We start from the raw sequence: 20,421 nt of genomic DNA, 5'->3' as shown, positions 1-20,421 counted from the left end.
AGAGGGGTGTTCGGGAAGAAGGAGGGGGTGTTCAGGAAAGGGTGGGAGGGGTGCGCCGGGGGAGCACGGCCCGGGCGGGCAGCAGGATCGCGGCGGCGCCGGAACCGGCCACGCCGATCAGGACCGCCGCGCAGGCCGCGGGCGAGATCGACGGCAGCGGGAGCCCGGTGACCGCCAGGGCGAACACCGGCAGCGTCACCCCCGCGATGAGGGACCCGGCCGCGACGCCGGTGCCGAGCACGATCGCGGCCTCCAGCCGCAGCATGCGGAGCACCTGCCGGCGGGTCGCGCCGGCCAGCCTCAGCAGCGCGAACTCGCGCCGCCGCGCCGCCGTCGCCAGGGCCAGCGTCGTGACGAGGCCGATGACGATGAACGCGGTGATCGCGGCGACGACCACCCGGCCGACGAAGCCCTGCAGCCGGATCTCCCGCGACAGGCTCGCGCCGAACGCGTCCGGGCCGACCACGCGGGTGCCCGCGTACGCGGCGGTGACGGAGGTCAGATCGGCGTTCCCGCGGACGAGGACGTGGTCGTCCAGAGGCGACGGGGAGTGCGCGGCGACGAGGTCGTGGGGCAGGAGCACGTCGCCGAAGCCGAGGCCCCGGTCGTACACGGCGACCACGCGGGCCTCGACCTTCGTCCCGTCGCCGAGCCACAGCGTCGCCGTCGACCCCACGCCGCGTCCGCCGGCGACGTCCCGGCTGAGCGCGACGGCGTCCCCCCGCAGATCGCCGAGCCGCCCGGACGACACGCCGGGGTCGAAGGCCGCTGCGGCGCCGGCGCCGACGCCCCGGGCGTTCAGCGACCGGAGGTTCTCCTCGCCCAGTTCCTTGACCGGCATGACGACCGTGGTGCGCTTGACGGGCGTCGCCGCGGTCACACCGGGCGTGCGGCGCACCGCCTCGGCGACGCCCCGCGGAAGCCCCGGCCCGGCCGCGACGACGATCTGGTCCGCGCGGCCGCCGTCGTCCGCCTGCACCCGCGTCGCGTGGGCGACGGTGGTCTGCGCGAACAGCTGGACGCCCGCGAACGCGACGGCCAGGGCGACCGGCGTGATGAGCGACCCGGCGCGCAGCGCGGCGGCGCGCGCCGCGTGCCGGGCCATCCCGCCGGCCACCGGCGACACGGCCTGCGCCGCGCCGCCCAGCACCCGGTCGCCGAGCCGGGCCACCAGCGGACCCAGCAGCGCCGTCGCGACGATCAGCGCGATGACCAGGCCGCCGATCGACGCGTTCGCGGCCGGGCCGGTGGCCGTGGCCGAGAACCCGAGCGCGTTCAGGCCGGCGACGAGGAACACCGCGCCGCTGATCACACGCCATCGGGGCAGCCCCGCGGGTTCGGCGGCGGCCTCGCCCAGCGCCTCCACCGGGCGGATGCCCGACACCCGCAGCGAGGCGAGGTACGCGGTCGCGACGGCTGCGAGCAGCGTCAGCGCGAACGCGGCCAGCGCCGGCAGCGGGCTGAGCGACAGGCCGAAACCGTCCGGCAGGACGTCCTCGCGGACCAGCGCCGCGTGCATCGCCGCGCCGAGCCCCAGGGACAGGACACCGCCGGCGAGCGCGGCCGGCGCCCCGATCCGGGCCATCTCGCGCACGAGAAGCGCCCGCACCTGCCCGGGGGTGGCGCCGACCGCGCGGAGCAGCGCGAACTCGCGCGCCCGCTCCCGCACCGACAGGACGATCAGCCCGCCGACGACCACGATCGCGGTCATCCCCGCCACGCCGCCGAGCGACGCGGCGATCTCCACGATGTCGGGCCGCGCGGCGGCCACGGACAGGTCTTCGGCGTCGCCGCGCGCCGCCCCGGTCGCCACGGTGAGACCGGGAACCGCCGCGCGGAGGGCGTCCTCGTCCAGCTCCTCGCCACCGAGCACGGCCAAGGCATCGGCCTGGCCCGGATGCCCGTACAGGGCCGCGGCCGTCGGCGCGGTGAAGAACGCCGCATCCGGGCCGTCCGCGACGACGCCGGTGACCCGGTACGGGCGGGGCTTCGCGTCTGCCTGGATCCGGACCAGCGCGCCCGGCCGGACGCCGGCCGACGCGCTCAGCACGACCTCGTCCGGTGCCTGCGGGGGGCGGCCCGCGCTCAGCCTGTACGGGCGCAGCGCCGCCGACTCCCAGCCGTGGCCCGTCACCGCCCGCCCCGAAGTGAGCAGGACGGGGAACGACACGTCCGCGACGACGTTCCGGACCCCGGGGACCGCCAGCAGCCTCGCCGCCGCGCCGGCCGGCACCCGGGCCGGGCCGGTCAGCGGCCGGCTCTGCTCCTCCGGCTTCTCCCCGAGCCGTTTCACCCGGTGCTCGACGCTCTGCGGCCCGGTCACGACCGCCTCGGCCGCGCCGTACCGCTCGACCGGCGCGTGCGCGCGCAACGCCGACTCCAGCAGCACCCCGCACGCCCCGACCAGCGCGGCCGCGAACAGCAGGGCCGCGAAGATCCCGATGTGCGCGCCCGTGTTCCTCGCCATGCCCTTGCTCACAGGGACTCCCAGCGGGCCATGACGGCGGAGGCGGTCGGGGCCGCCATCTCGTCGACGATCCGGCCCCGGCTGAGGAACACGACGGAGTCGGCCCACGCGGCGGCCACCGGGTCGTGGGTGACCAGCACCAGCGTCCGTCCGGTCACGTCGACCGACTCGCGCAGCATCCGCAGGACGTCGCGGGCCGCGCGTGGGTCGAGGGCCCCCGTCGGCTCGTCCGCGAAGACGACCTCGGGGCGGGTGATCACGGCGCGGGCGATGGCGGCGCGCTGCTGCTGGCCGCCCGACAGCTCCGGCGGCCGGTGCCGCAGCCGGTCCGCGAGCCCGACGCGCCGGACGACCTCGTCCAGCCAGGCCGGGTCGGGGTCGGTGCCGCCGAGGCGCAGCGGCAGCGTGATGTTCTGCTCGACGTCCATGGAGGGGATCAGGTTGAAGGCCTGGAACACGAACCCGATCCGCTCACGGCGCAGGCGCGTCCGCTTGGTCTCGCTGAGCCCGCCGATGTCCACGCCGCCGATCCGGACGGTGCCCTCGCTCGGCCGGTCGAGCCCGGACGCGCAGTGCAGGAACGTGCTCTTGCCCGACCCGGACGGCCCCATCACCGCGGTGAACGTGCCGCGCGGGAACGCCCAGGTGACGCCGTCCAGCGCACGCACTTCGCCGTAGGTCCTGCTGACCGACTCCAGTCCGACCGATGCCGGATCGGCGGGTTCGCGGTCCACCGGCGCGGTCGCCCCGGCCGTCATCGTCGTCATGGTGCCCCTCCGTCGGATGCCGCTCTCACCTGGTCGAACCTAGGTTTCGGAGGCGGTCCGGCACATGGGCGCGCTCTCCCGAATCGATGGTGTAGCGGGCTACACCACCGGCCTGGGTGCACGCCCGGATGCGGGGGGTCGCGAGGTGGCTTACGGTGTGCTGCGAGGTGACATGACCAGCGAAACGAGCCGTGATCTGAGGGGCGCGCTGAGGCGGAGCGCGGACGCGACCGGGCAGCTGGTCGGCGCGCTGCGGACCGGCCTGCCCGCATTGCTCGGGCTCGTCCCGCTGACGGCCTTCCTGGCCCTGATGTGGATCGCCCTGCCGTGGCTCCCGTCGGCCGTGAAGCCGCTGCGTGCGCTCGCCAACGCCGAGCGGCGCAGGGCCGGCCGGATCCTCGGCCGCGAGATCCCCGAGCCGTACCGGCCGCCGCGCGACGGAGGGCTGCGGGAGGCGCGCCGGCTGGTGCGGTCGCCGGACACCTGGCGGGACGCCGCCTGGATGGCGGTGCACGGGCTCACCTGCCTGCAGGCCGCCGTGATCGCGGTGGGGATCTGGGCGGCCGTCCCGTACACGCTCTCGCTGCCGCTGTGGTGGTGGGCGGCGCCCGAAGGGTCCGTGGCCGCGTTCGTCACACTGGACGGCTGGCCGAAGGCGCTGACGCTGCCGTTCCTTCAGGGCGCCCTCGACGTTTTCATCCTCCTGTGGCTGGTGCCGCGGTTCGCCCGCTGGCAGGCCCGGCTGGCGGAGGTCCTGCTCACCCCCACGACGCGCACGAGCCTCAGCGAGCGGGTCGAGGAACTCACCGAGACCCGCGCCGAGGCCCTGGAGGCGCACGGCGCCGAGCTGCGCCGCATCGAACGCGACCTGCACGACGGCACGCAGGCCCAGCTCGTCGCCGCCGCGCTCCGCCTCGGACTCGCCGACCGCCGCTTCGAAGCCGACCCGGACGCGGCGCGCGAGCTGTTCCTGGAGGCCAGGGAAGGCGTCGAGGAGGCGCTCGTCCAGCTGCGGACGGTGATCCGCGGCATCTACCCGCCGATCCTGTCGGACCGGGGCCTGGCGGGGGCGCTGCGCGCCCTCGCCGCCGGTCAGCCGATCCCCGTCGAGCTGGACATCGACATGGGCGGCGCGGCGGAGGGGCGGGCGCCCGCCGCCGTCGAGGCCGCCGCGTACTTCGTCGTCGCCGAGGCCCTCACCAACATCGCCAAGCACAGCGGCGCCCGCAACGGGCGGGTCGCCGTCCGCCGCGCGCCCGGCCGGCTGACGATCGCGGTGCGCGATGATGGCAAGGGCGGGGCCGACCCGGACCGGGGCAGCGGCCTCGCCGGTATCCGCCGCAGGGTCGCCGCGCTCGACGGGGCCACCCGCATCGACAGCCCCGACGGGGAAGGGACGACGCTCACCGTGGATCTGCCGTGCGGATCGTGATCGCCGAGGACAACGTGCTCCTCCGCGAGGGACTCGTCATGCTGCTGACCTCGGAAGGGCACGAGGTCGTCGCCGTCGCGGGCACCGGCCCGGACGTGCTGCCCGCTCTGCTGACGCACCGTCCGGACGCCGCCGTCCTCGACGTGCGGCTGCCTCCGGGGTTCCGCGACGAGGGGCTGCGCGCCGCCGTCGAGGCCCGCGTACGGCTCCCCGGCCTGCCGCTGCTGGTCCTGTCGCAGTACGTCGAGGAGACCTACGCCGCCGAACTGCTCGCGGGCGGCGCGGAGGGCATCGGCTACCTGCTCAAGGACCGCGTCGGCCGCGTCGGCGAGTTCCTGGACGCGCTGGCCCGCGTCGCCGCCGGCGGCACCGCCCTCGACCCCGAGGTCGTCTCCCAGCTGATGACGACCCGCCGGGACCCGCTGCGGGCCCTCACGCCCCGCGAACGCGAGGTCCTCGGCCTGATGGCGCAGGGCCTCGACAACGCGACGATCGCGTCCACCCTCGTCATCACCGAACGGTCGGTCAGCAAGCACATCGGCGCGGTGTTCGCCAAGCTCGGCCTTCCCCACACCGACAGCGGGCACCGTCGCGTACTCGCCGTCCTGGCCTACCTGAACGCGTGAGCGGGACCTTGCGGGTCCGGCGGGCCGTCCGGGCGCTGCTGCTGGACGGCGACGCGCTGGTCCTGATCCGGCGCACCCGCCCGGGCCGTCCCGTCTACTGGACGACCCCCGGCGGCAAGATCGAACCCGAGGACGCGAGCCCCGAGGCGGCGCTGCGACGCGAACTGGACGAGGAACTGGGCGCCACCGCGGGGCCCGTCCGCCAGGTGTTCGCGTGCGGGGAGCAGAGCCCCGGCCTGTACCGCCTCAACACGTTCTACGTGTGCCGCCTGACCTCGATGGACGTGTTCCGCAGGCACGGCCCCGAATTCGACGACCCCCGCAACGGCCGCTACGACGTCGACCACGTGACCTGCACCTCCGCCGGCCTGGCGTCCATCGACCTCATCCCCGAGACGCTCGCCGCGTACCTCCATGACCACGCGGCGGACCTCCCCGGCCTGCTGCCGTAGCGCTCAGGGGCTTGTCAGGGTTGTCGGCGTATGCGAATTTTGCGGTGCCTCTGTGATCAAGGAGCCGCACATGCCGCGAACCCTCCTGCGCGTGGCGGGAGCCGCCGTGCTCACCGCCGCAGCACTGACGCCCGTGACCGCCACGGGATCCGCCGCCACCGAGTTGCGCGCGGGGCGCGGCATGTCGGCGACCATCCGCTACACCCAGTACGGCATCCCGCACATCACGGCCAAGGACTACGCCGGACTCGGATACGGCACCGGCTACGCGGCTGCGAAGGACAACGTCTGCCTGATAGCGCAGGGCGTCGTCACCCTGAGCGGGGAACGATCCAAGCACTTCGGCCCGGACGCCGCCCCCGACGGTTCGCTGTCGTCGGCGTCCACCAACCTGGCCAGCGACGTGTTCTTCACGGCCGTCAACGACAGCGGCATCGTCGAGAAGCTGATCGCCGCGCCCGCCCCCTACGGCCCGACCGCCGAGGTGCACGAGCTGAGCCGCGGCTGGGCGGCCGGATACAACCGGTTCCTGCGCGAAGGCGAGATCACCGACCCGGCGTGCAAGGGCGCGCCGTGGCTGCGGCCCATCACCGAACTGGACGTCCACCGGCGCGGCTACGCCCTCGCCATGCTCGGCGGGTCCGGCATGGTCACCGACCAGATCATCGCGGCCGGTCCACCCGGGGAGAACACGGTGCGGCGCAGGACGCAGTCGCCGCAGGAGGCCGCCGAGGCGGCCCGGAACCTGCTGCCGGACGCCGGCATGGGCAGCAACGCGATCGCCGTGGGCGGCCAGGGCACCGCGAACGGGCGCGGGCTCCTCCTCGGCAACCCGCACTACCCGTGGCACAACGGGCGGCGATTCTGGCAAATGCACCAGACGATCCCGGGCAAACTCAACGTCAGCGGCGCAGGCCTTCTGGGCTCGCCCGTGGTCAACATCGGCCACAACTCCACCTTCGCGTGGAGCCACACCGTCGCCACAGGCGTGCCCCTGACCCTTACGGAACTGCGCCTGGTGCCCGGCGACCCGACGTCCTACTTCGTTGACGGCAAGAAAGAGAAGATGACCGAGCGGCGGGTCACCGTCCAGGTCGAACAGCAAGACGGCTCACTCAAGCCGGTGACGAAGACGCAGTGGCGCAGCCGCTACGGCCCGATCGTCACGTCCGTCTCGTCCGTCGACCTCCCGTGGACGACGTGGAACGCGTACGCGATCACCGACCCGAACGCCACCAACGTCCGCCTCGCCAACACGTCACTCGCCCTGGGCCAAGCACGCACCACCGACGACGCCGTCCGCGCATTGAAGAAGACCCAAGGTCTGCCCTGGGTCAACACCATCGCCGCCGACTCGCGAGGCAAGGCGCTCTTCGCCCAGATCCAGGTGCTGCCCAACGTCACCGACGAGTTCGCGGACCGCTGCAACAGCCTCCTCGGCCACCTGACGTTCCGCCAGGCCGGTCTCGCGATCCTGGACGGCACCCGGTCGTCCTGCGCGCCGGGCAAGGCCCCCGGAACCGTCCAGCCGGGCATCCTCGACCCCGGCCGCTACCCGGTGCTGAACCGCGCCGACTACGTCACCAACTCCAACGACAGCTACTGGCTGTCGAACCCCGAGAAGCCGCTGACCGGCTACGACCGCATCATCGGCGACGAGAACGCCGCCCGGAGCCTGCGCACCCGCAGCGGCCTCGTCGCCGTCCAGGACCAGCTCGGCGAGAGCCCGTTCACCCGGGCCGACATGCAGGACCTCGTCTTCGCCAACCGCAACCACGCGGGCGAACTGGCCGCCGACGGCACCGTGAAGATGTGCCGCGACATGCGGCTCGGCGAACCCTGCGACGTCCTCGCCGAGTGGGACGGGACGGCCGACGCGGGCAGCCGCGGCGCCCTCCTGTTCGACCGCTACTGGCGCAAGGCCACCGCCGCGTGGGACCTGTGGAAGACGCCCTTCGACGCGTCCGACGCGGTCAACACGCCACGCGATTTCAACACCGGCTCCTGGGCGGCCCGCAAGGCCCTGATCGACGCGGTCGACGAACTCCGGAAGTCGGACATCCCCCTCGACGCGCCCCTCGGCGACCACCAGTACGTCACCCGCAACGGCGAGAGGATCCCGCTCGGCGGCGGCACCGAAGGCCTCGGCATCCTCAACAAGATCGAGGCCACGTGGACGCCCGGCAAGGGCTACACCGAGGTCCGGACCGGCTCCAGCTACGTCCAGGTGGTCTCCTTCGACGGCGGCCGCTGCCCGGACACGCGGACCCTGATGACGTACTCGCAGTCCGCCGACCCGACCTCCCCGCACTACGCCGACCAGACCCGCCTCTTCTCCGCGAAGCGCTGGGTCACCGAGAGCTTCTGCCCACAAGAGATCAACACGGCGCCGGGCCTGAAGGTCGTCGAACTCAACGGAGGCTGACCCGGGCCAACCCGTCCAGAAGGCACTCCAGCCCATGGACGAACGCGGCATCCCACTCGTCCCCGCTCAGATGACCGTGCGCGGCGAGATGCGGATACCGATCGCGGTTGCGGACGAGATGCTCCGCGGCGGCGTCATGCGCCACGGTCTCATCGCGCCGCGCTCCGACCTCCATGAGCGCTGAGCCGATGACGTAGTTCGCGACCGCGTACGCGGCGCCGGCGAGCCGCGGACCGGCCAGCCCTGCCGCGGCCAGAACGCCGTACAGGAAATCAGTGCGGGCCATGACGTTGGGGCCCAGAAGCGGACGTCCGCCCAGAACCGCCGCCGACCACGGGTGGCTCAGCATCGCGGCCCGCCATCCCGACATCAGCGCGATCACGTCAGCGCGCCAGTCGGGCCCCGCCTCAGGCAGGGAGACATCGCCGAAAATGGCGTCGAGCGCCAGTTCCAGCACATCGTCCTTCGTCTTGACGTGCCAGTACAGGGTCGTGGACCCGGTGTTGAGACGCTCGGCGAGCCGCCGCATCGTCAACCGCCCGACGCCCTTCTCGTCCAGCAGCGCCACGGCCTCGCCGACGATGCGTTCCCGGGTCAGAGGCGGCGCCTCCCTGCGCGGACGTTGCTGCCGCAGCCACACGCTCTCGCTCATGCGTCCAACGCTAGTACATTGGACGAGTACTAGACCGTTGATCCGGTCACCCGAACGACGTACGGGAGGATGGCATGGGGCACATCGAGGTGAGCCGCCTGACCTTCGCGCTCCCTGACGGCCGACTCCTCCTGGACGACGTGTCATTCCGCGTCGGCGAAGGCACCAAGGCGGCGCTCGTCGGACCCAACGGTGCGGGCAAGACGACACTGCTGCGGCTGATCGCGGGCGACGTCCGGCCATCGGAAGGCGTCGTGACGGGCTCCGGCGGCCTCGGCGTGATGCGCCAGTTCATCGGCAGCGTCCGCGACGGACGGACGGTCCGCGACCTCCTGCTCTCGATCGCCCCCGAGCGCGTGCGGCTCACCGCGGACCGACTCGCGGCCACCGAACGCGACCTGGACGACGAACGCGGCCAACTCGCCTACGCGCAGGCCATCACCGACTACACCGACGCCGGCGGGTACGACATCGAAGTCGTCTGGGACACCTGCACCACAGCAGCGCTGGGCCTCCCTTTCGACGAGGTGAAGGCCCGAGGGGTGAACACCTTGTCGGGCGGCGAGCAGAAACGCCTCGTTCTGGAGGCACTCCTGCGCGGCCCGGACGAGGTCCTCCTGCTGGACGAACCCGACAACTACCTGGACGTCCCGGCCAAGGAATGGCTGGCCGAGAAACTGCGCGCCACGAGCAAGACCGTCCTGCTGGTGTCCCACGACCGCCGACTCCTCGCGGACACCGCCGACCGCATCGTCACCGTGGAGTCGCGGGACGTCTGGATACACGGCGGCGGGTTCTCGGGCTACGCACCGGCCCGCCGCGAACGCACCGAACGCCTCCACGAACTGCGCCGCCGCTGGGACGAGGAGCACACACGTCTCAAGCAACTCGTCCACACGCTCCGCCAACGCGCCACCAACAACGACGCGGTCGCGTCCTCCTACCAGGCCGCCCGCACCCGCCTGCAACGCTTCGAGGAAGCAGGACCGCCGCAGAGCGCCCCGAAGGAACAGAACGTGCGAATGCGCCTACGCGGCGGCCGCACCGGCAAGCGTGCCCTGATCTGCGAATCCCTGGAACTGACGGGCTTGACGCTCCCTTTCGACACCGAGATCTGGTACGGCGAACGCGTGGCGGTACTCGGCTCCAACGGCTCGGGCAAATCGACGTTCCTGCGCCTCTTGGCCGGACACGGCCTCCCGCACACGGGAGCTTTCCGCCTGGGCGCCCGCGTGGTCCCCGGCCTCTTCGTCCAGACGCATGCACGCCCAGACCTGCTCGGCCGCACCCCCGCGGAAATCGTCATGTCAGAGAACGCACTGACCCGCAACGACGCCATGGCCGCGCTGGCCCGCTACGAACTGGCCCCCGCCGGCTCCCGTCCGTTCGAAACGCTATCCGGCGGCCAGCAGGCCCGCCTGCAGATCCTGCTCCTCGAACTGTCGGGCGCGACACTTCTCCTGCTGGACGAGCCGACCGACAACCTCGACCTGGCCAGCGCCGAAGCGCTCCAAGAGGGCCTGGCGTCCTACTCGGGCACCGTACTGGCCGTCACCCACGACCGCTGGTTCGCCGCAGACTTCGACCGCTACCTGATCTTCGCCTCCACCGGCGACGTCCACGAGTCGCCCACGCCATGGTGGAAATGACGCGCCGGCGTCGGGTCTGTACGGTTCAACTCGACACTCACTGTCGCTGCTGGTGAACGACCGTCAGGGAGCAGGCGAGCGAGGGGATCACCGGGTCGAGGGTGCTGGGGTGCTCGTTCCAGGGACGATCACGGGTCTGCTCGTCGAGGGCGGCGAAGACTTCGTCGATGAGCCGTTCGGCATGCGCGGGGCCTTGCGGCGAGTCAGTTCGACGGGCCTGCGCCGTCCGGCATTGTGGAGTGCGCCGGAGAGCCGTCACGCGCCAGTAGCCAGGTGACGGCCGGGTGATCGAGTCTCGGCCCGAGGACGCGTTCGAGGCGCGGGTGGAACCGGGTGAGCAGACGGCGGATCCGATTGCCGATGCGGTTGGCCCCGGCGGCCAGATCCTGCTCGAAGCCGACCAGGACGGTCAGCCCGGCGGTGATCTCGTCGGTGAGTTCCAGCGACCGAAGGCCATGCCGAATGGTGCGGGCGGCGTCAGTGATCACCGCTTTCTCGGCGTCGGCCTTGGCCTCGCCTGGGTAGAGGCCGGTGATCCGCCGCATGGCCAGGCCGGGCAGGCAGGCGACCTTGCAGCCCGTGTCCCGGGCCACCGCCGGCGGCGGCGCGCCGATGGATGCGGGCTGGTCGACCACGACCACCACGGTCCCGAACTCGGCGGTGAGCTTGTCGAACACGTCTTGCAGCTTCGGTTCCCGGTTGGGCAGCGGCTTGTCGAAGACCCTTCCTGCCCGGCGACGGTCAGCCCGTGACCATGATGAGCGCTCTTCCCGACGTCCAGGCAAGGAAGACGCCCACCTCTTCTGTGTTGAACAACCTGACACCCCCAACTGCTCGCACGGGCCGGCCACAGGCGTCGTACACGCGCATCCACGTAATGCAGGCCTGCCGCCCGCAAAACGACCGGGCATTGCACCAGGCCAGGCAGTGGTCGGGCCTCCCATCAGCGTCTCCGACGGCACCCACGGGCCCAGTGACACCACCCCCAGGTCATCGGATCGACAGAGGGAACAGTCATGCCGGGTCCGAAGCCAGCGGCCTTCTTGTAGGACCGCGAAGAACATGACGGGGAGGTCGTGACGGGGCGGACGGTCAGGTCCTGACGGCGGAATGCGGCTGGGGGATCTCAAGGACCGGCGGTTTGGCGGTTCCCCCGGTAGAAGGTTCCTTTCCGTGAAATGCGGCGCCGGTACCGTCGTCGCGGGCTCGGATCCGGTGCGCACGACAAGTTGGCTGTAGGTGGGTCGGCTGTAGATGAGTTGGGTGTAGATGAACCGGGTGTGGCGGTCAGGTGTTCCGGCTCCCAGGGGTTCGGGATGCCGGAGGGTGGTTCCGGTGGTGGACGGTGCCGGCCACGGGTGTCCCGGGGTGGTTGGAGCCGGTAGACGTGGCGTCCGTCGGCGGCTCGGGCGATGTGGACCTGGTCAGGGTTGGCCGCCTTGAAGCGATTGTGGAATCCGCAGGTCAGAGCCAGGTTGTCGATGTCGGTGGGGCTGTCGCCCAACGCCCAGCCGGACACGTGATCCACCTCGCACTGCGTCCCCGGAACTTCGCAACCGCCCACCACACAGGTGGGGTACAGCGTTTCGAGAACTCGGCGCTGTCCCGGGCTGGCGAAACGAACGGCGCGGCCGAGGTAGAGCGGGATGTTGCCGCGTCCCAGGAGGAGGGGTGACACTCCGGCGGTCAGGGCGATGCGGCGGGCCTGTTCGGCGGGGATGGGGGTGCCGTCGGTCAGCCGGGCGGGGGCGGTGCCGCCGGTGAGGGTGTCGAGGTCGCAGATGACGGTGACCTTGGTGCCCCGGTGCCCGCCGGACAGGACGGAGGTCAGCGCGGCCGCGGTGCGTTCTGACAGGTCGCGGCGGTCGTCGGTCCCGGCCGGTTTGGCCAGAGGACCGAGGGTGCCGTCCCAGACGGCGGCGTCCTCGGCGTTGAGCCAGCCCTTGATGAACCGGCCGCCGTCCAGAGAGCGGGTGGAGTCGATCCAGGACCGCTCGTACCCACGCCGAGAGTCGGGGCAGGGGGTCTCGGTGCCGTCGCGTTCGGCGATCAGGTCGGTGATCTTGTTGCCGAACGCCGCGACCTTCCCAGCGGAGAATCCCTGCCCGGCCAGGTCGAGAAGGATCTCTTCGGCCGTCGCACAGTCATCGTCGTCCAGGCGGACGACCGCACCGGCGATGGTGGCGGCGTACCCGTGGGACAACTCTCCGGCAGCCAATCTCCGGGTGACGCCGGGCAGGCGGTCACGCTGACGGGCCAGGTTGATGCGCTCCTTGGCGCGCGCCTCGCGCATTCCCATATGAGTGCGCAGCCATGCGCGGGTGGACGGCAGGCCCCAGCGGCGCATCTCCCCGGAGACGTCCACCCGTCCGATCAAGAGGGCGAGAGTGCTTTCGTGCAGGTCGGTGGCGCGGGCCAGGGTTTCGGCGTCCTGCATGCAAACGGCCGCCGATGCGGGCGCGTCCCGCTGGGCGAGCTCGGCCGCGATCAACGCCGCCGCGTCCACCAGCTCACCGGTGGACATCGACGCCACGTCGATCTCAGTCGAACACATGACTTCATGTTATCGAACACTCACGCTCCGTCCCACAGATTCTGGGTGAGAATATTGAGACCCTCCGGACAGCCGACAGCCGAGCCGGATCAGTGGTTTGGTCCGCGCATGGGTACTGGCCTGTTCATCTGGGGCCCCGCTGAGCCCGGTGTCCTGCGCGGGGCACGTGGTCGGCCCACCTTGACGCACCTTGACGTGCACGAGCGGGAGAGGTTCGCCTCCGCGGCAACGTGAACAATCGGCCTGTATCGGCGCCTTTCCAGTTGGGGGGCACCTACCGGCCGCGCGGCGACTTGTGCGTCATCCGTTGGGGCGGGCTTTGAGGACGGCCTGGATGAGGTCGTCGGGGTCGGGCGCGTTGACGATCTTCCACTGCGTCCCGCCGGGGATGAGCGCCCACCACTCCTGGGTGGTGATGCCCCACCAGCAGACGACGCCGTTGAACCGCTGCTGCAGTTCGGCGATGGTCACTGCGTGAGCGGGGTCGGGCATGGAGGGGATGTCGGGGCGGGTCGCGTCGATCGCGGTCTTCTGGTGTGTCCGCGCGGCGAGCGCGGCGGTGACGAATGGCGTAAGGATGCGGGTGATCTTCGTGGCCGCGAGGCCGGGCCGGTTGTAGGGGGCCAGGTTCTCGCCCGTGCTGGACTGGTACCACCAGGTGCGAGACGTCGATTCCCGGACGAGGCTGATGCTTTCGCCGAAATGGGGCACGGCGGGATCGAACACCCGGAGAAGTGGACGCGGCCCGTCGTAGCGGGGGAGGGCCTGCCAACCTTCCCGGGTGACTTCCGTTGAGAGCCTGTCGAGATGGGTCGTCACAGAGGAAGTGGGTTCCGGCGTAGGGCGTCCTTGGGGTCCGTTCCATCGCATTACCATCGGTCCCACCTGCTGGGCTGGCCCGTGGGTCGATTGGTCACGCGATTGAGTTCGAGGGTTAGCGCCCTGCGGAGTTCTTCTGCACTGGTGCGTACAAGGGTCGGCTCTATGCCGGCTTTTGGGTCGTGCAGAGTGGCGACCCAGTCGCCGGGCTTGCCGTCGTGGCGTGTGGCGCGCCAGATCCGATGTCCTTTGAAGTCCTGTCGGAGCTGGGCCAATGCGTGGTTAGCGGGGGTGACGGGCGTGTCCATGATCAGTTCGAGCTTTCGAGGTCGATTTCTCTCCGTTACCGCTTCCAAGCTTCCTGTAATCGGGCTATCTTCTGGAAGGGCGAGAAGCCCAAACAATGAAGGCCCCCCGTGCGCGGTTAGAAAACCGCGCCGCTTTCGGATCTTGGAGGCTCCCCATGCCCCGCCGTCCTCGCGACCCCGATGTCCCCTCTTCGCCGGTCGAGTACTTCGGCGTCGAACTGCGCGCATATCGGGAAGCTGCCGGTATGTCCCGTCCACAACTCGCTGAGAAGCTCGGATACACCCCTCAGTGGATCGGACAGCTCGAATCGGGCAAATATGGGCCTTCAGAGGATTTCGCCCGAGACTGCGACACCTGCTTCCAGACGAACGGGACCTTCCACCGCCTCTGGGAGTGGATCCAGCGCTTCGGACGCCTCGCCGTCCTACCCCCAGGCTTCCCCGACTTCATCGCGCGGGAGGCCGAGGCGATGGGAATGCACATCTTCGAGACGATGGTCATCACTGGCCTGCTCCAGACACCCGAGTACGCCTTCGAGGTGCTCAGGGAGGGGAGGACCACGGAGGAGGCGGAGCAGCTCGTCGTGACTCGGATGGAGCGGCAGGCGATTCTCAAGCGCAAGAATCCGCCCCACCTGGTAGTAATCCTCGATGAGGGTGCCGTCCGTCGTCCGATTGGTGGGCGTGAGGTGATGAAGGGACAGGTTCAACATCTGATTGACCTGGCGAGCCTGCACCACATCACGCTTCAGATCGTTCCAGCGGGCCGGGGCTCCTATGCGGGCCTGCCTGGTGCCTTCATGGTCCTGAGCTTCGCGCAAGATCCTGACATCGTGCACGTCGGTGGGTATCTGGGTGCGCAGCTGATCGATCACATCGACGCTGTCCGGACCTATGGGATACAGTTTGATTTGATCAGAGGTGCGGCGATGTCTGCCGGTGATTCCCTGGAGCTGCTCCGAACGATCTTGGAGAGCCAATGAATGGGCCCTATGTGTCGGCCGTGCACTGGCGTAAGTGCAGCCACAGTGATTCTTCCGGGGGCTCCTGTGTTGAAGTTGGTTCGGTGGTCCCCGTTGCCGCTGTGCAGTGGCAGAAGAGCAGCTACAGCGACTCATCGGGAGCTGAGTGCGTGGAGGTTGCTTCCGTGAATCCTGTGTCCATGCAATGGCGCAAGAGCAGCAAGAGTGACAACACCGGTGGAGCGTGCGTCGAGGTGGCGGACTTGAGGGCGGCGGCCTCGGTGGCGGTGCGGGACTCGAAGGACCCGGATGGGCCGAAGTTGGTGTTCGGGGCCGACGCGTGGCAGGCGTTCGCGGGTCGCGTGAAGGGCGGGACGCTCGACCTGGCCTGAGATCACGAGCAGAAGCCCCCGAACCGTGAACGCACGGGCCGGGGGCTTTCACGTCCCGCCGCCGCATCCTTCTCCGCCGTTGCCCGGCCCCGCTCGCGCGCCACCAACAAGGACCTGATCCAGTCCAAATTAGTGCGCACCGTCCGAGACGGATCGCAGCCCGCGCGCCGGCCGGAATTCGAGCGGTTAGCGCTCGGCGGGCTCCCACCATGCCAGGTTGGCGGCCGCTTGGGCCGCCGGCTCGATGATCTCCCAGCATTCGGCGATCAGGCCATCGTCGAACCGCCAGATGTCGACGACCGTGATCTCCGGGCCGCCGGGCAGTCGCCGCCGCGAATGCATCACGACGTGATCACCGTCGGCCAGCAGGTGGTGGACCTCGACCTGCATACCGGCCAGCGGGGTGAGTGCCGCGTTCACAGCGGCGAGCCATTCGGCCTTGGTCGAGGAGGTCGAGTCCGGCCTGTGATGGACGAAGCCGTCGCTCAGCAACGGGTCGAGCGCGTCGACGCTGCCCGCCTCGATCAGTTCCGCCAGTGCCCGTTGAACGATGCTCTTGTTGTCAGTGGTCATGGATCTGTCAGTGGTCATGGACTTGTCGGTGGTCATGGACGCAGTGTTTCCACGGTCGCGAGGATTGTCGATGAAATCCCATTTCATGGCGTCCGGCTCCACGATGAGTACCCTCGATGACCGTGCACACGATCGGGGAGCTCTTGCGGCAGTGGCGGCATCGCCGGCGGCTCAGCCAACTCGATCTCGCGATCGCGGCCGACGTCTCGGCTCGCCACGTCAGCCTGGTCGAGACGGGCAAGTCCAACCCGAGCGCCGACATGGTCCTGCGGCTCGCGGACCAGCTCGATGTGCCCTTGCGCGATCGCAACCGGCTGCTGCTCGCGGCAGGCTTCGCACCCCGGTACACCGAGCGGCCGCTTGAGGACGAGGCGCTGTCGGCGGCCCGGGACGCGGTCGCGAGGGTGCTCCGCGCGCATGAGCCGTACCCGGCGCTGGCCTTCGATCGCCGGTGGAACATCGTGATGGTCAACCGTGCGGTCGAGCCGTTTTTCGCCGGGGTCGATCCCGACCTGCTGCGGCCGCCGATCAACCTCGTGCGGCTCGGACTGGACCCGCGCGGGTTCGCTCCACTGGTCGTCAACCTGGTGGACGTGCGTGGGGTGTTCCGCTCCCGGATCAGGCGTCAGCTCGCCGTCGCTCCCGACGCCGAGCTCACCGCGCTGTACGAGGAACTGCTGGAGCCCGATTCCGAGGACGCGTCGAGCCGGTCGGTGGAGTCCGATGTCGTCATCCCGATGATCCTTCGCGTCGCCGGGCGGGAGCTGCGGCTGTTCTCGACCATCACCACGTTCGGTACCCCGATGGACATCACGCTGGACGAGGTCGCGATCGAGTCGTACTACCCGGCGGACGCGGAGAGCGCCGCCTATTTCGAGAAGACCGGCGGTGACGTTCGAGCCGTCCCTGAACAGCGAGCCCGGAATGCGTGACGGGCATGTGATAGTGACGGGACGTCTCGGAACTCGATCGCGGTAGGCGGGCGGGGGACGCTTCTCGGGAGTGGGGTGTGGTGGTGGACGACTGGCCCGGGAGCGGGTTGAGCGACGAGGAACTGGACGTCGCCTACAACGTGCGGCGGAAGGCGGGGGAGGAGCTCTTCGCGCGGCACATCGCGCGGTACCGGGCCGAGTCGGAGCGGGCCGTCGACGGTCTTCCCGGACATCCCGGGATCGTCTACGACGAGACGAGCGGGGAGCGGCTGGACGTCTGGGGCACCGGCGAGGGCTTGCGGCCGGTGTTCGTCTTTCTGCACGGCGGCTACTGGATGGCGCTGTCGCGGGACGTCTCGTCCTTCATGGCGCGAGGGCTTCACGAGCAGGGTGTCGCCACGGTGGTGCCCGATTACACGCTGGCGCCGGAGGCTTCGCTGGAGGAGATCGTCCGGCAGGTGCGGGCGTCCATCGCGTGGGTCCACCGGCACGGCCGTGAACATGGCCTCGACCCCGAGCGGATCGTGGTCGGGGGCAGCTCGGCGGGCGGGCACCTGACCGGGATGACGATGGTCGGCGGGTGGCAGGAGCCACTCGGGCTTCCCGAGGACGTGGTCAAGGCCGCGATGCCCATCAGCGGGTTGTTCGACATCCGTCCCATCACCCGGGTCTACGTGAACGAGGCCGTGCGGCTGGATCTTGAGCGGGCGGCGGCGTTGAGTCCGGCGCTGCTGCCGGCGGCGTACCGGTGTCCGGCCGTTTTCGTGGTCGCGGAGAACGACGGGGACGGGTTCTTGGAGCAGTCTCGGCTGTTCCAGCCGGCGTGGGACGCCGGTGAGCTCATGATCGTGCCCGGCCGCGACCATTTCGACGTCGTCCTCGACCTCGCCGACCCGGAGTCACGGGTCGGCGCGGCGCTGCTCGGCCTGATCAGGCGGTGAGCACGGCCGCCTCGCGGTGGAGGTGGTCGAGCATGAGGCGCGCGGACGGGGTCGGGGCGCGGTGGGCGGGGAGCGTGACGCCCACCTGGCGGCGGACGGTCTCCAGCGGCACGGGCAGCGGCGTGATGTCGGCGTCGGTGCGGGCCACGAGTTCGGGGAGGGCGGCGATCATGTCGGTGTCGCGGACCAGGGTGCGGACCGTCAGGACCGACGTGCATTCGACCAGGTTGCCCGGCAGGACGAGGCCCTCCGCGCGGAAGACCTGCTCCAGTTCCGAGCGCAGCGCGGTCTGCTCCAGGGGCAGCACCCACGGGTAGTCGAGAAGGTCGGCGAGGCCGAGGGACGGGCGGCGGCGGGCTGGGTGGCCGCGGCGGGCGACGAGGCGGACGGGCTCGCCGTAGAGGGTGATCTGGCGGAGGCCGCGCAGGTCGTCGATGGGGTTGAGGCGGCCGAGGATCAGGTCGATCTCGCCGTCGAGCAGGCGGGGGACCTGGGCGTCGAACGTGGCCTCCTGGACGATCACCGTGATGCCGGGACGGTCCTCCTTCAGGGCGGCGATCGCGCGGGGGAGCAGGACGTTGGAGCCGGCGAGGAGCGTGCCGATGGTGACGGTGCCGACCTCGCCGTCCGCGAGGCCGGTGATGCGTTCGCCCGCGCGGCGCAGCTCGGCGAGGACGGCGCGGGCGTGCTCGATGAACGCGTCGCCGAACAGCGTGGGTGTGACGCCGCGCGGGCCGCGGGTGAAAAGTTCGACGCCGAGGATGTTCTCCATCTCGCGCAGGCTGCGCGTGACGGCGGGCTGCGCCAGGTGCAGGTGCTCGGAGGCCCGCAGGACGCTGCCGTGGTCGGCGATGGCGACGACCAGCACGAGGTGGCGGAGTTTCAGCCGTCCGTTGAGCAGGTCGATCGCGCGCATAAGAACTTACTATCACAATATCGTCATACCTCCATGGTCGATTGGTATTTGCCAGGCATAGCTTCGGGGCGGAGGATCGGAGGCGTCGAGCCATGCCGGGAGGGACGGATGAAGGCTGAGCACTACGTCGGCGGGGTGTTCCGTTCGGACGGGACCTCCTTCCCGCTCATCGCCCCCGCCGACGGCTCCGAACTGGGCGCCGTCCCGGAGGCCACACGGGAGGTCGTGGACGATGCCGTGACCGCGGCACGGACCGCGCTGAAGGGACCCTGGGCGGCGATGGGCGCCCAGGAGCGGGTCGCCGCGCTGAGGTCCGTCGCCGATGGGATCCAGGCGCGGTTCGAGGAGTTCGTCGACGCCGAGGTCGCCGACACCGGCAGATCCCGGGAGTTCGCGTCGACCGTCGACGTCCCGAGGGCGGTGGGCAACTTCCGCGCGTACGCAGACCTGCTGTACGGGCGTCCTGAACGGGCCTACATGACGCAGGTCCCCGGGTGGAGCTCCGGGGCGGGGGAGGCGCTCAACTACACGGTGCGCCGGCCGCTGGGCGTGGTGGCGATCATCTCGCCGTGGAACCTTCCGCTGCTGCTGTCGACGTGGAAGATCGCCCCCGCGCTGGCGTGCGGCAACGCCGTCGTGCTCAAGCCGTCCGAGGAGACGCCGTCGACGGCGACGCTGCTCGCCCAGGTGATCGATGCCGCCGGGCTTCCGGACGGTGTGTTCAACCTGGTGCACGGGCATGGCGCGGGTGCGGCGGGCGAGTTCCTCACCGGGCATCCGGGCGTGGACGCGATCGCGTTCACCGGGGAGTCGGCCACCGGAGCCGCGATCATGCGCAACGCCGCCGACCACGTCACGCCCGTGTCGTTCGAGCTGGGCGGCAAGAACCCGGCGCTCGTCTTCGCCGACGCCGACATCGACGCCGCCGTGGACGGTACGGTCCGGTCGTCGTTCACCCATTCCGGGCAGATCTGCCTGTGCACCGAGCGCGTCTACGTCGAGCGGCCGGTGTTCGACGTGTTCGTCGAGAGGCTGGGCGGCCGCGCGCGGGCCCTCGACGGCTACGGGCCGATGATCTCGGCGGAGCACCGCGACAAGGTCCTGTCGTACTACCGGCTCGCCCGCGAGGAGGGCGCCACGGTCGTCGCGGGCGGCGGCGCACCGGAGTTCGGCGACGAGAGGGACGGCGGCTTCCATGTGGAGCCGACCGTCCTCACCGGCCTTCCGGAGACGGCCCGCACGGTGAGGGAGGAGATCTTCGGGCCGGTCTGCCACGTCGCGCCGTTCGACACCGAGGACGAGGCCCTTGCGCTCGCCAACGACAGCCCTTACGGCCTCGCCTCGACGATGTGGACGCGAGACCTGTCCAGGGCGCACCGGGTGGCGCCGCGGATCGAGACGGGGATCGTCTGGGTGAACTGCTGGAACCTGCGCGATCTCCGCACCCCGTTCGGCGGTGTGAAAGCGTCCGGGATCGGGCGTGAAGGGGGAGAGTACTCCTTGGACTTCTTCTCCGAGCCCGTCAACGTGTGCATCCAGATCTGAAAGCGAGTC

17 protein-coding genes and 1 pseudogene are annotated in these 20,421 nt (G+C 70.6%); 10 read left to right on the top strand and 8 right to left on the bottom strand.

Annotated elements, in window-relative coordinates:
• Window positions 1-31: 31 nt before the first annotated feature.
• Window positions 32-2,467 carry an ABC transporter permease gene (locus AB0C35_RS29755; RefSeq protein WP_358462800.1) on the bottom strand — a complete coding sequence of 812 codons (2,436 nt, stop codon included), beginning with the start codon at window positions 2,465-2,467 and terminating at the stop codon, window positions 32-34.
• Between the two features lie 8 nt (window positions 2,468-2,475).
• A complete protein-coding gene (locus AB0C35_RS29750) occupies window positions 2,476-3,234 on the bottom strand; it encodes an ABC transporter ATP-binding protein (protein WP_358462797.1) in 759 nt (252 codons plus the stop codon).
• Between the two features lie 172 nt (window positions 3,235-3,406).
• Between AB0C35_RS29750 and AB0C35_RS29745 the strand changes: the two genes are divergently transcribed.
• From AB0C35_RS29745 to AB0C35_RS29730, 4 genes are all read left to right on the top strand, one after another.
• Window positions 3,407-4,666, top strand: coding sequence for a sensor domain-containing protein (locus AB0C35_RS29745; protein ID WP_358462794.1), 1,260 nt, complete (start codon window positions 3,407-3,409; stop codon window positions 4,664-4,666).
• Complete coding sequence (locus AB0C35_RS29740; RefSeq protein WP_358462791.1) at window positions 4,654-5,292, top strand: response regulator transcription factor; 639 nt, start codon at window positions 4,654-4,656, stop codon at window positions 5,290-5,292. Before AB0C35_RS29745 ends, AB0C35_RS29740 begins: the two co-directional genes overlap by 13 nt.
• Entirely contained in the window at window positions 5,289-5,744 is a 456-nt protein-coding gene (locus AB0C35_RS29735) for an NUDIX hydrolase (RefSeq protein WP_358462788.1), read from the top strand. The genes AB0C35_RS29740 and AB0C35_RS29735 overlap by 4 nt, the downstream gene beginning before the upstream one ends.
• A gap of 70 nt (window positions 5,745-5,814) precedes the next feature.
• On the top strand, window positions 5,815-8,169 hold the full coding sequence (locus AB0C35_RS29730) for a penicillin acylase family protein (RefSeq protein WP_358462785.1): 2,355 nt from the start codon (window positions 5,815-5,817) through the stop codon (window positions 8,167-8,169).
• On the opposite strand, the gene AB0C35_RS29725 is transcribed toward AB0C35_RS29730, so the two are convergent.
• Entirely contained in the window at window positions 8,156-8,821 is a 666-nt protein-coding gene (locus AB0C35_RS29725; RefSeq protein ID WP_358462782.1) for a TetR/AcrR family transcriptional regulator, read from the bottom strand. The genes AB0C35_RS29730 and AB0C35_RS29725 overlap by 14 nt on opposite strands.
• Window positions 8,822-8,895: 74 nt before the next feature.
• Between AB0C35_RS29725 and AB0C35_RS29720 the strand changes: the two genes are divergently transcribed.
• Window positions 8,896-10,470, top strand: a complete 1,575-nt coding sequence (locus tag AB0C35_RS29720; RefSeq protein WP_358462779.1) for an ATP-binding cassette domain-containing protein — start codon at window positions 8,896-8,898, stop codon at window positions 10,468-10,470.
• 40 nt (window positions 10,471-10,510) lie between these two features.
• Here AB0C35_RS29720 and AB0C35_RS29715 read toward each other — a convergent pair.
• The 3 genes and pseudogenes from AB0C35_RS29715 to AB0C35_RS29705 all read right to left on the bottom strand — a co-directional run.
• Window positions 10,511-11,286 (bottom strand): annotated as a pseudogene (locus tag AB0C35_RS29715) (IS110 family transposase); the annotation flags it as partial.
• A 310-nt stretch (window positions 11,287-11,596) separates the two neighbouring features.
• Window positions 11,597-13,024, bottom strand: a complete 1,428-nt coding sequence (locus AB0C35_RS29710) for a DUF222 domain-containing protein (RefSeq protein WP_358462776.1) — start codon at window positions 13,022-13,024, stop codon at window positions 11,597-11,599.
• A 300-nt stretch (window positions 13,025-13,324) separates the two neighbouring features.
• Entirely contained in the window at window positions 13,325-13,750 is a 426-nt protein-coding gene (locus AB0C35_RS29705; RefSeq protein WP_358462773.1) for a hypothetical protein, read from the bottom strand.
• A 556-nt stretch (window positions 13,751-14,306) separates the two neighbouring features.
• On the opposite strand from AB0C35_RS29705, the gene AB0C35_RS29700 reads away from it, so the two are divergent.
• Window positions 14,307-15,134, top strand: coding sequence for a helix-turn-helix transcriptional regulator (locus AB0C35_RS29700; protein WP_358462770.1), 828 nt, complete (start codon window positions 14,307-14,309; stop codon window positions 15,132-15,134).
• Window positions 15,131-15,505: a DUF397 domain-containing protein gene (locus AB0C35_RS29695; protein WP_358462767.1), complete on the top strand. Its 375-nt coding sequence runs from the start codon at window positions 15,131-15,133 to the stop codon at window positions 15,503-15,505. The genes AB0C35_RS29700 and AB0C35_RS29695 overlap by 4 nt, the downstream gene beginning before the upstream one ends.
• A gap of 186 nt (window positions 15,506-15,691) precedes the next feature.
• Here AB0C35_RS29695 and AB0C35_RS29690 read toward each other — a convergent pair whose 3' ends face one another.
• Window positions 15,692-16,180 carry a nuclear transport factor 2 family protein gene (locus AB0C35_RS29690; RefSeq protein ID WP_358462764.1) on the bottom strand — a complete coding sequence of 163 codons (489 nt, stop codon included), beginning with the start codon at window positions 16,178-16,180 and terminating at the stop codon, window positions 15,692-15,694.
• A 14-nt stretch (window positions 16,181-16,194) separates the two neighbouring features.
• Here AB0C35_RS29690 and AB0C35_RS29685 point away from each other — a divergent pair, with 14 nt between their 5' ends.
• Both AB0C35_RS29685 and AB0C35_RS29680 read left to right on the top strand, forming a co-directional pair.
• Complete coding sequence (locus tag AB0C35_RS29685) at window positions 16,195-17,010, top strand: helix-turn-helix transcriptional regulator (RefSeq protein ID WP_358462761.1); 816 nt, start codon at window positions 16,195-16,197, stop codon at window positions 17,008-17,010.
• Between the two features lie 77 nt (window positions 17,011-17,087).
• Window positions 17,088-17,951, top strand: a complete 864-nt coding sequence (locus AB0C35_RS29680; RefSeq protein WP_358462758.1) for an alpha/beta hydrolase — start codon at window positions 17,088-17,090, stop codon at window positions 17,949-17,951.
• On the opposite strand, the gene AB0C35_RS29675 is transcribed toward AB0C35_RS29680, so the two are convergent.
• A complete protein-coding gene (locus AB0C35_RS29675; protein WP_358462755.1) occupies window positions 17,941-18,867 on the bottom strand; it encodes a LysR substrate-binding domain-containing protein in 927 nt (308 codons plus the stop codon). The genes AB0C35_RS29680 and AB0C35_RS29675 overlap by 11 nt on opposite strands.
• A 108-nt stretch (window positions 18,868-18,975) precedes the next feature.
• Between AB0C35_RS29675 and AB0C35_RS29670 the strand changes: the two genes are divergently transcribed.
• Entirely contained in the window at window positions 18,976-20,412 is a 1,437-nt protein-coding gene (locus tag AB0C35_RS29670; RefSeq protein WP_358462752.1) for a 2-hydroxymuconic semialdehyde dehydrogenase, read from the top strand.
• The last annotated feature ends 9 nt before the right edge of the window (window positions 20,413-20,421 follow it).

This window comes from Spirillospora sp. NPDC048819 (assembly GCF_040650055.1).
Lineage (GTDB): Bacteria > Actinomycetota > Actinomycetes > Streptosporangiales > Streptosporangiaceae > Spirillospora.
Note: the sequence above shows the minus strand (reverse complement) of the source record. Positions and strands in the feature narration are given on the sequence as shown.

Coding starts and splice junctions, on each gene's coding strand:
- AB0C35_RS29755 (WP_358462800.1), bottom strand. CDS start 2,467: ATGGCGAGGAACACGGGCGCGCACATCGGGATCTTCGCGGCCCTGCTG.
- AB0C35_RS29670 (WP_358462752.1), top strand. CDS start 18,976: ATGAAGGCTGAGCACTACGTCGGCGGGGTGTTCCGTTCGGACGGGACC.
- AB0C35_RS29700 (WP_358462770.1), top strand. CDS start 14,307: ATGCCCCGCCGTCCTCGCGACCCCGATGTCCCCTCTTCGCCGGTCGAG.
- AB0C35_RS29695 (WP_358462767.1), top strand. CDS start 15,131: ATGAATGGGCCCTATGTGTCGGCCGTGCACTGGCGTAAGTGCAGCCAC.
- AB0C35_RS29725 (WP_358462782.1), bottom strand. CDS start 8,821: ATGAGCGAGAGCGTGTGGCTGCGGCAGCAACGTCCGCGCAGGGAGGCG.
- AB0C35_RS29730 (WP_358462785.1), top strand. CDS start 5,815: ATGCCGCGAACCCTCCTGCGCGTGGCGGGAGCCGCCGTGCTCACCGCC.
- AB0C35_RS29685 (WP_358462761.1), top strand. CDS start 16,195: ATGACCGTGCACACGATCGGGGAGCTCTTGCGGCAGTGGCGGCATCGC.
- AB0C35_RS29720 (WP_358462779.1), top strand. CDS start 8,896: ATGGGGCACATCGAGGTGAGCCGCCTGACCTTCGCGCTCCCTGACGGC.
- AB0C35_RS29750 (WP_358462797.1), bottom strand. CDS start 3,234: ATGACGACGATGACGGCCGGGGCGACCGCGCCGGTGGACCGCGAACCC.
- AB0C35_RS29745 (WP_358462794.1), top strand. CDS start 3,407: ATGACCAGCGAAACGAGCCGTGATCTGAGGGGCGCGCTGAGGCGGAGC.
- AB0C35_RS29710 (WP_358462776.1), bottom strand. CDS start 13,024: ATGTGTTCGACTGAGATCGACGTGGCGTCGATGTCCACCGGTGAGCTG.
- AB0C35_RS29675 (WP_358462755.1), bottom strand. CDS start 18,867: ATGCGCGCGATCGACCTGCTCAACGGACGGCTGAAACTCCGCCACCTC.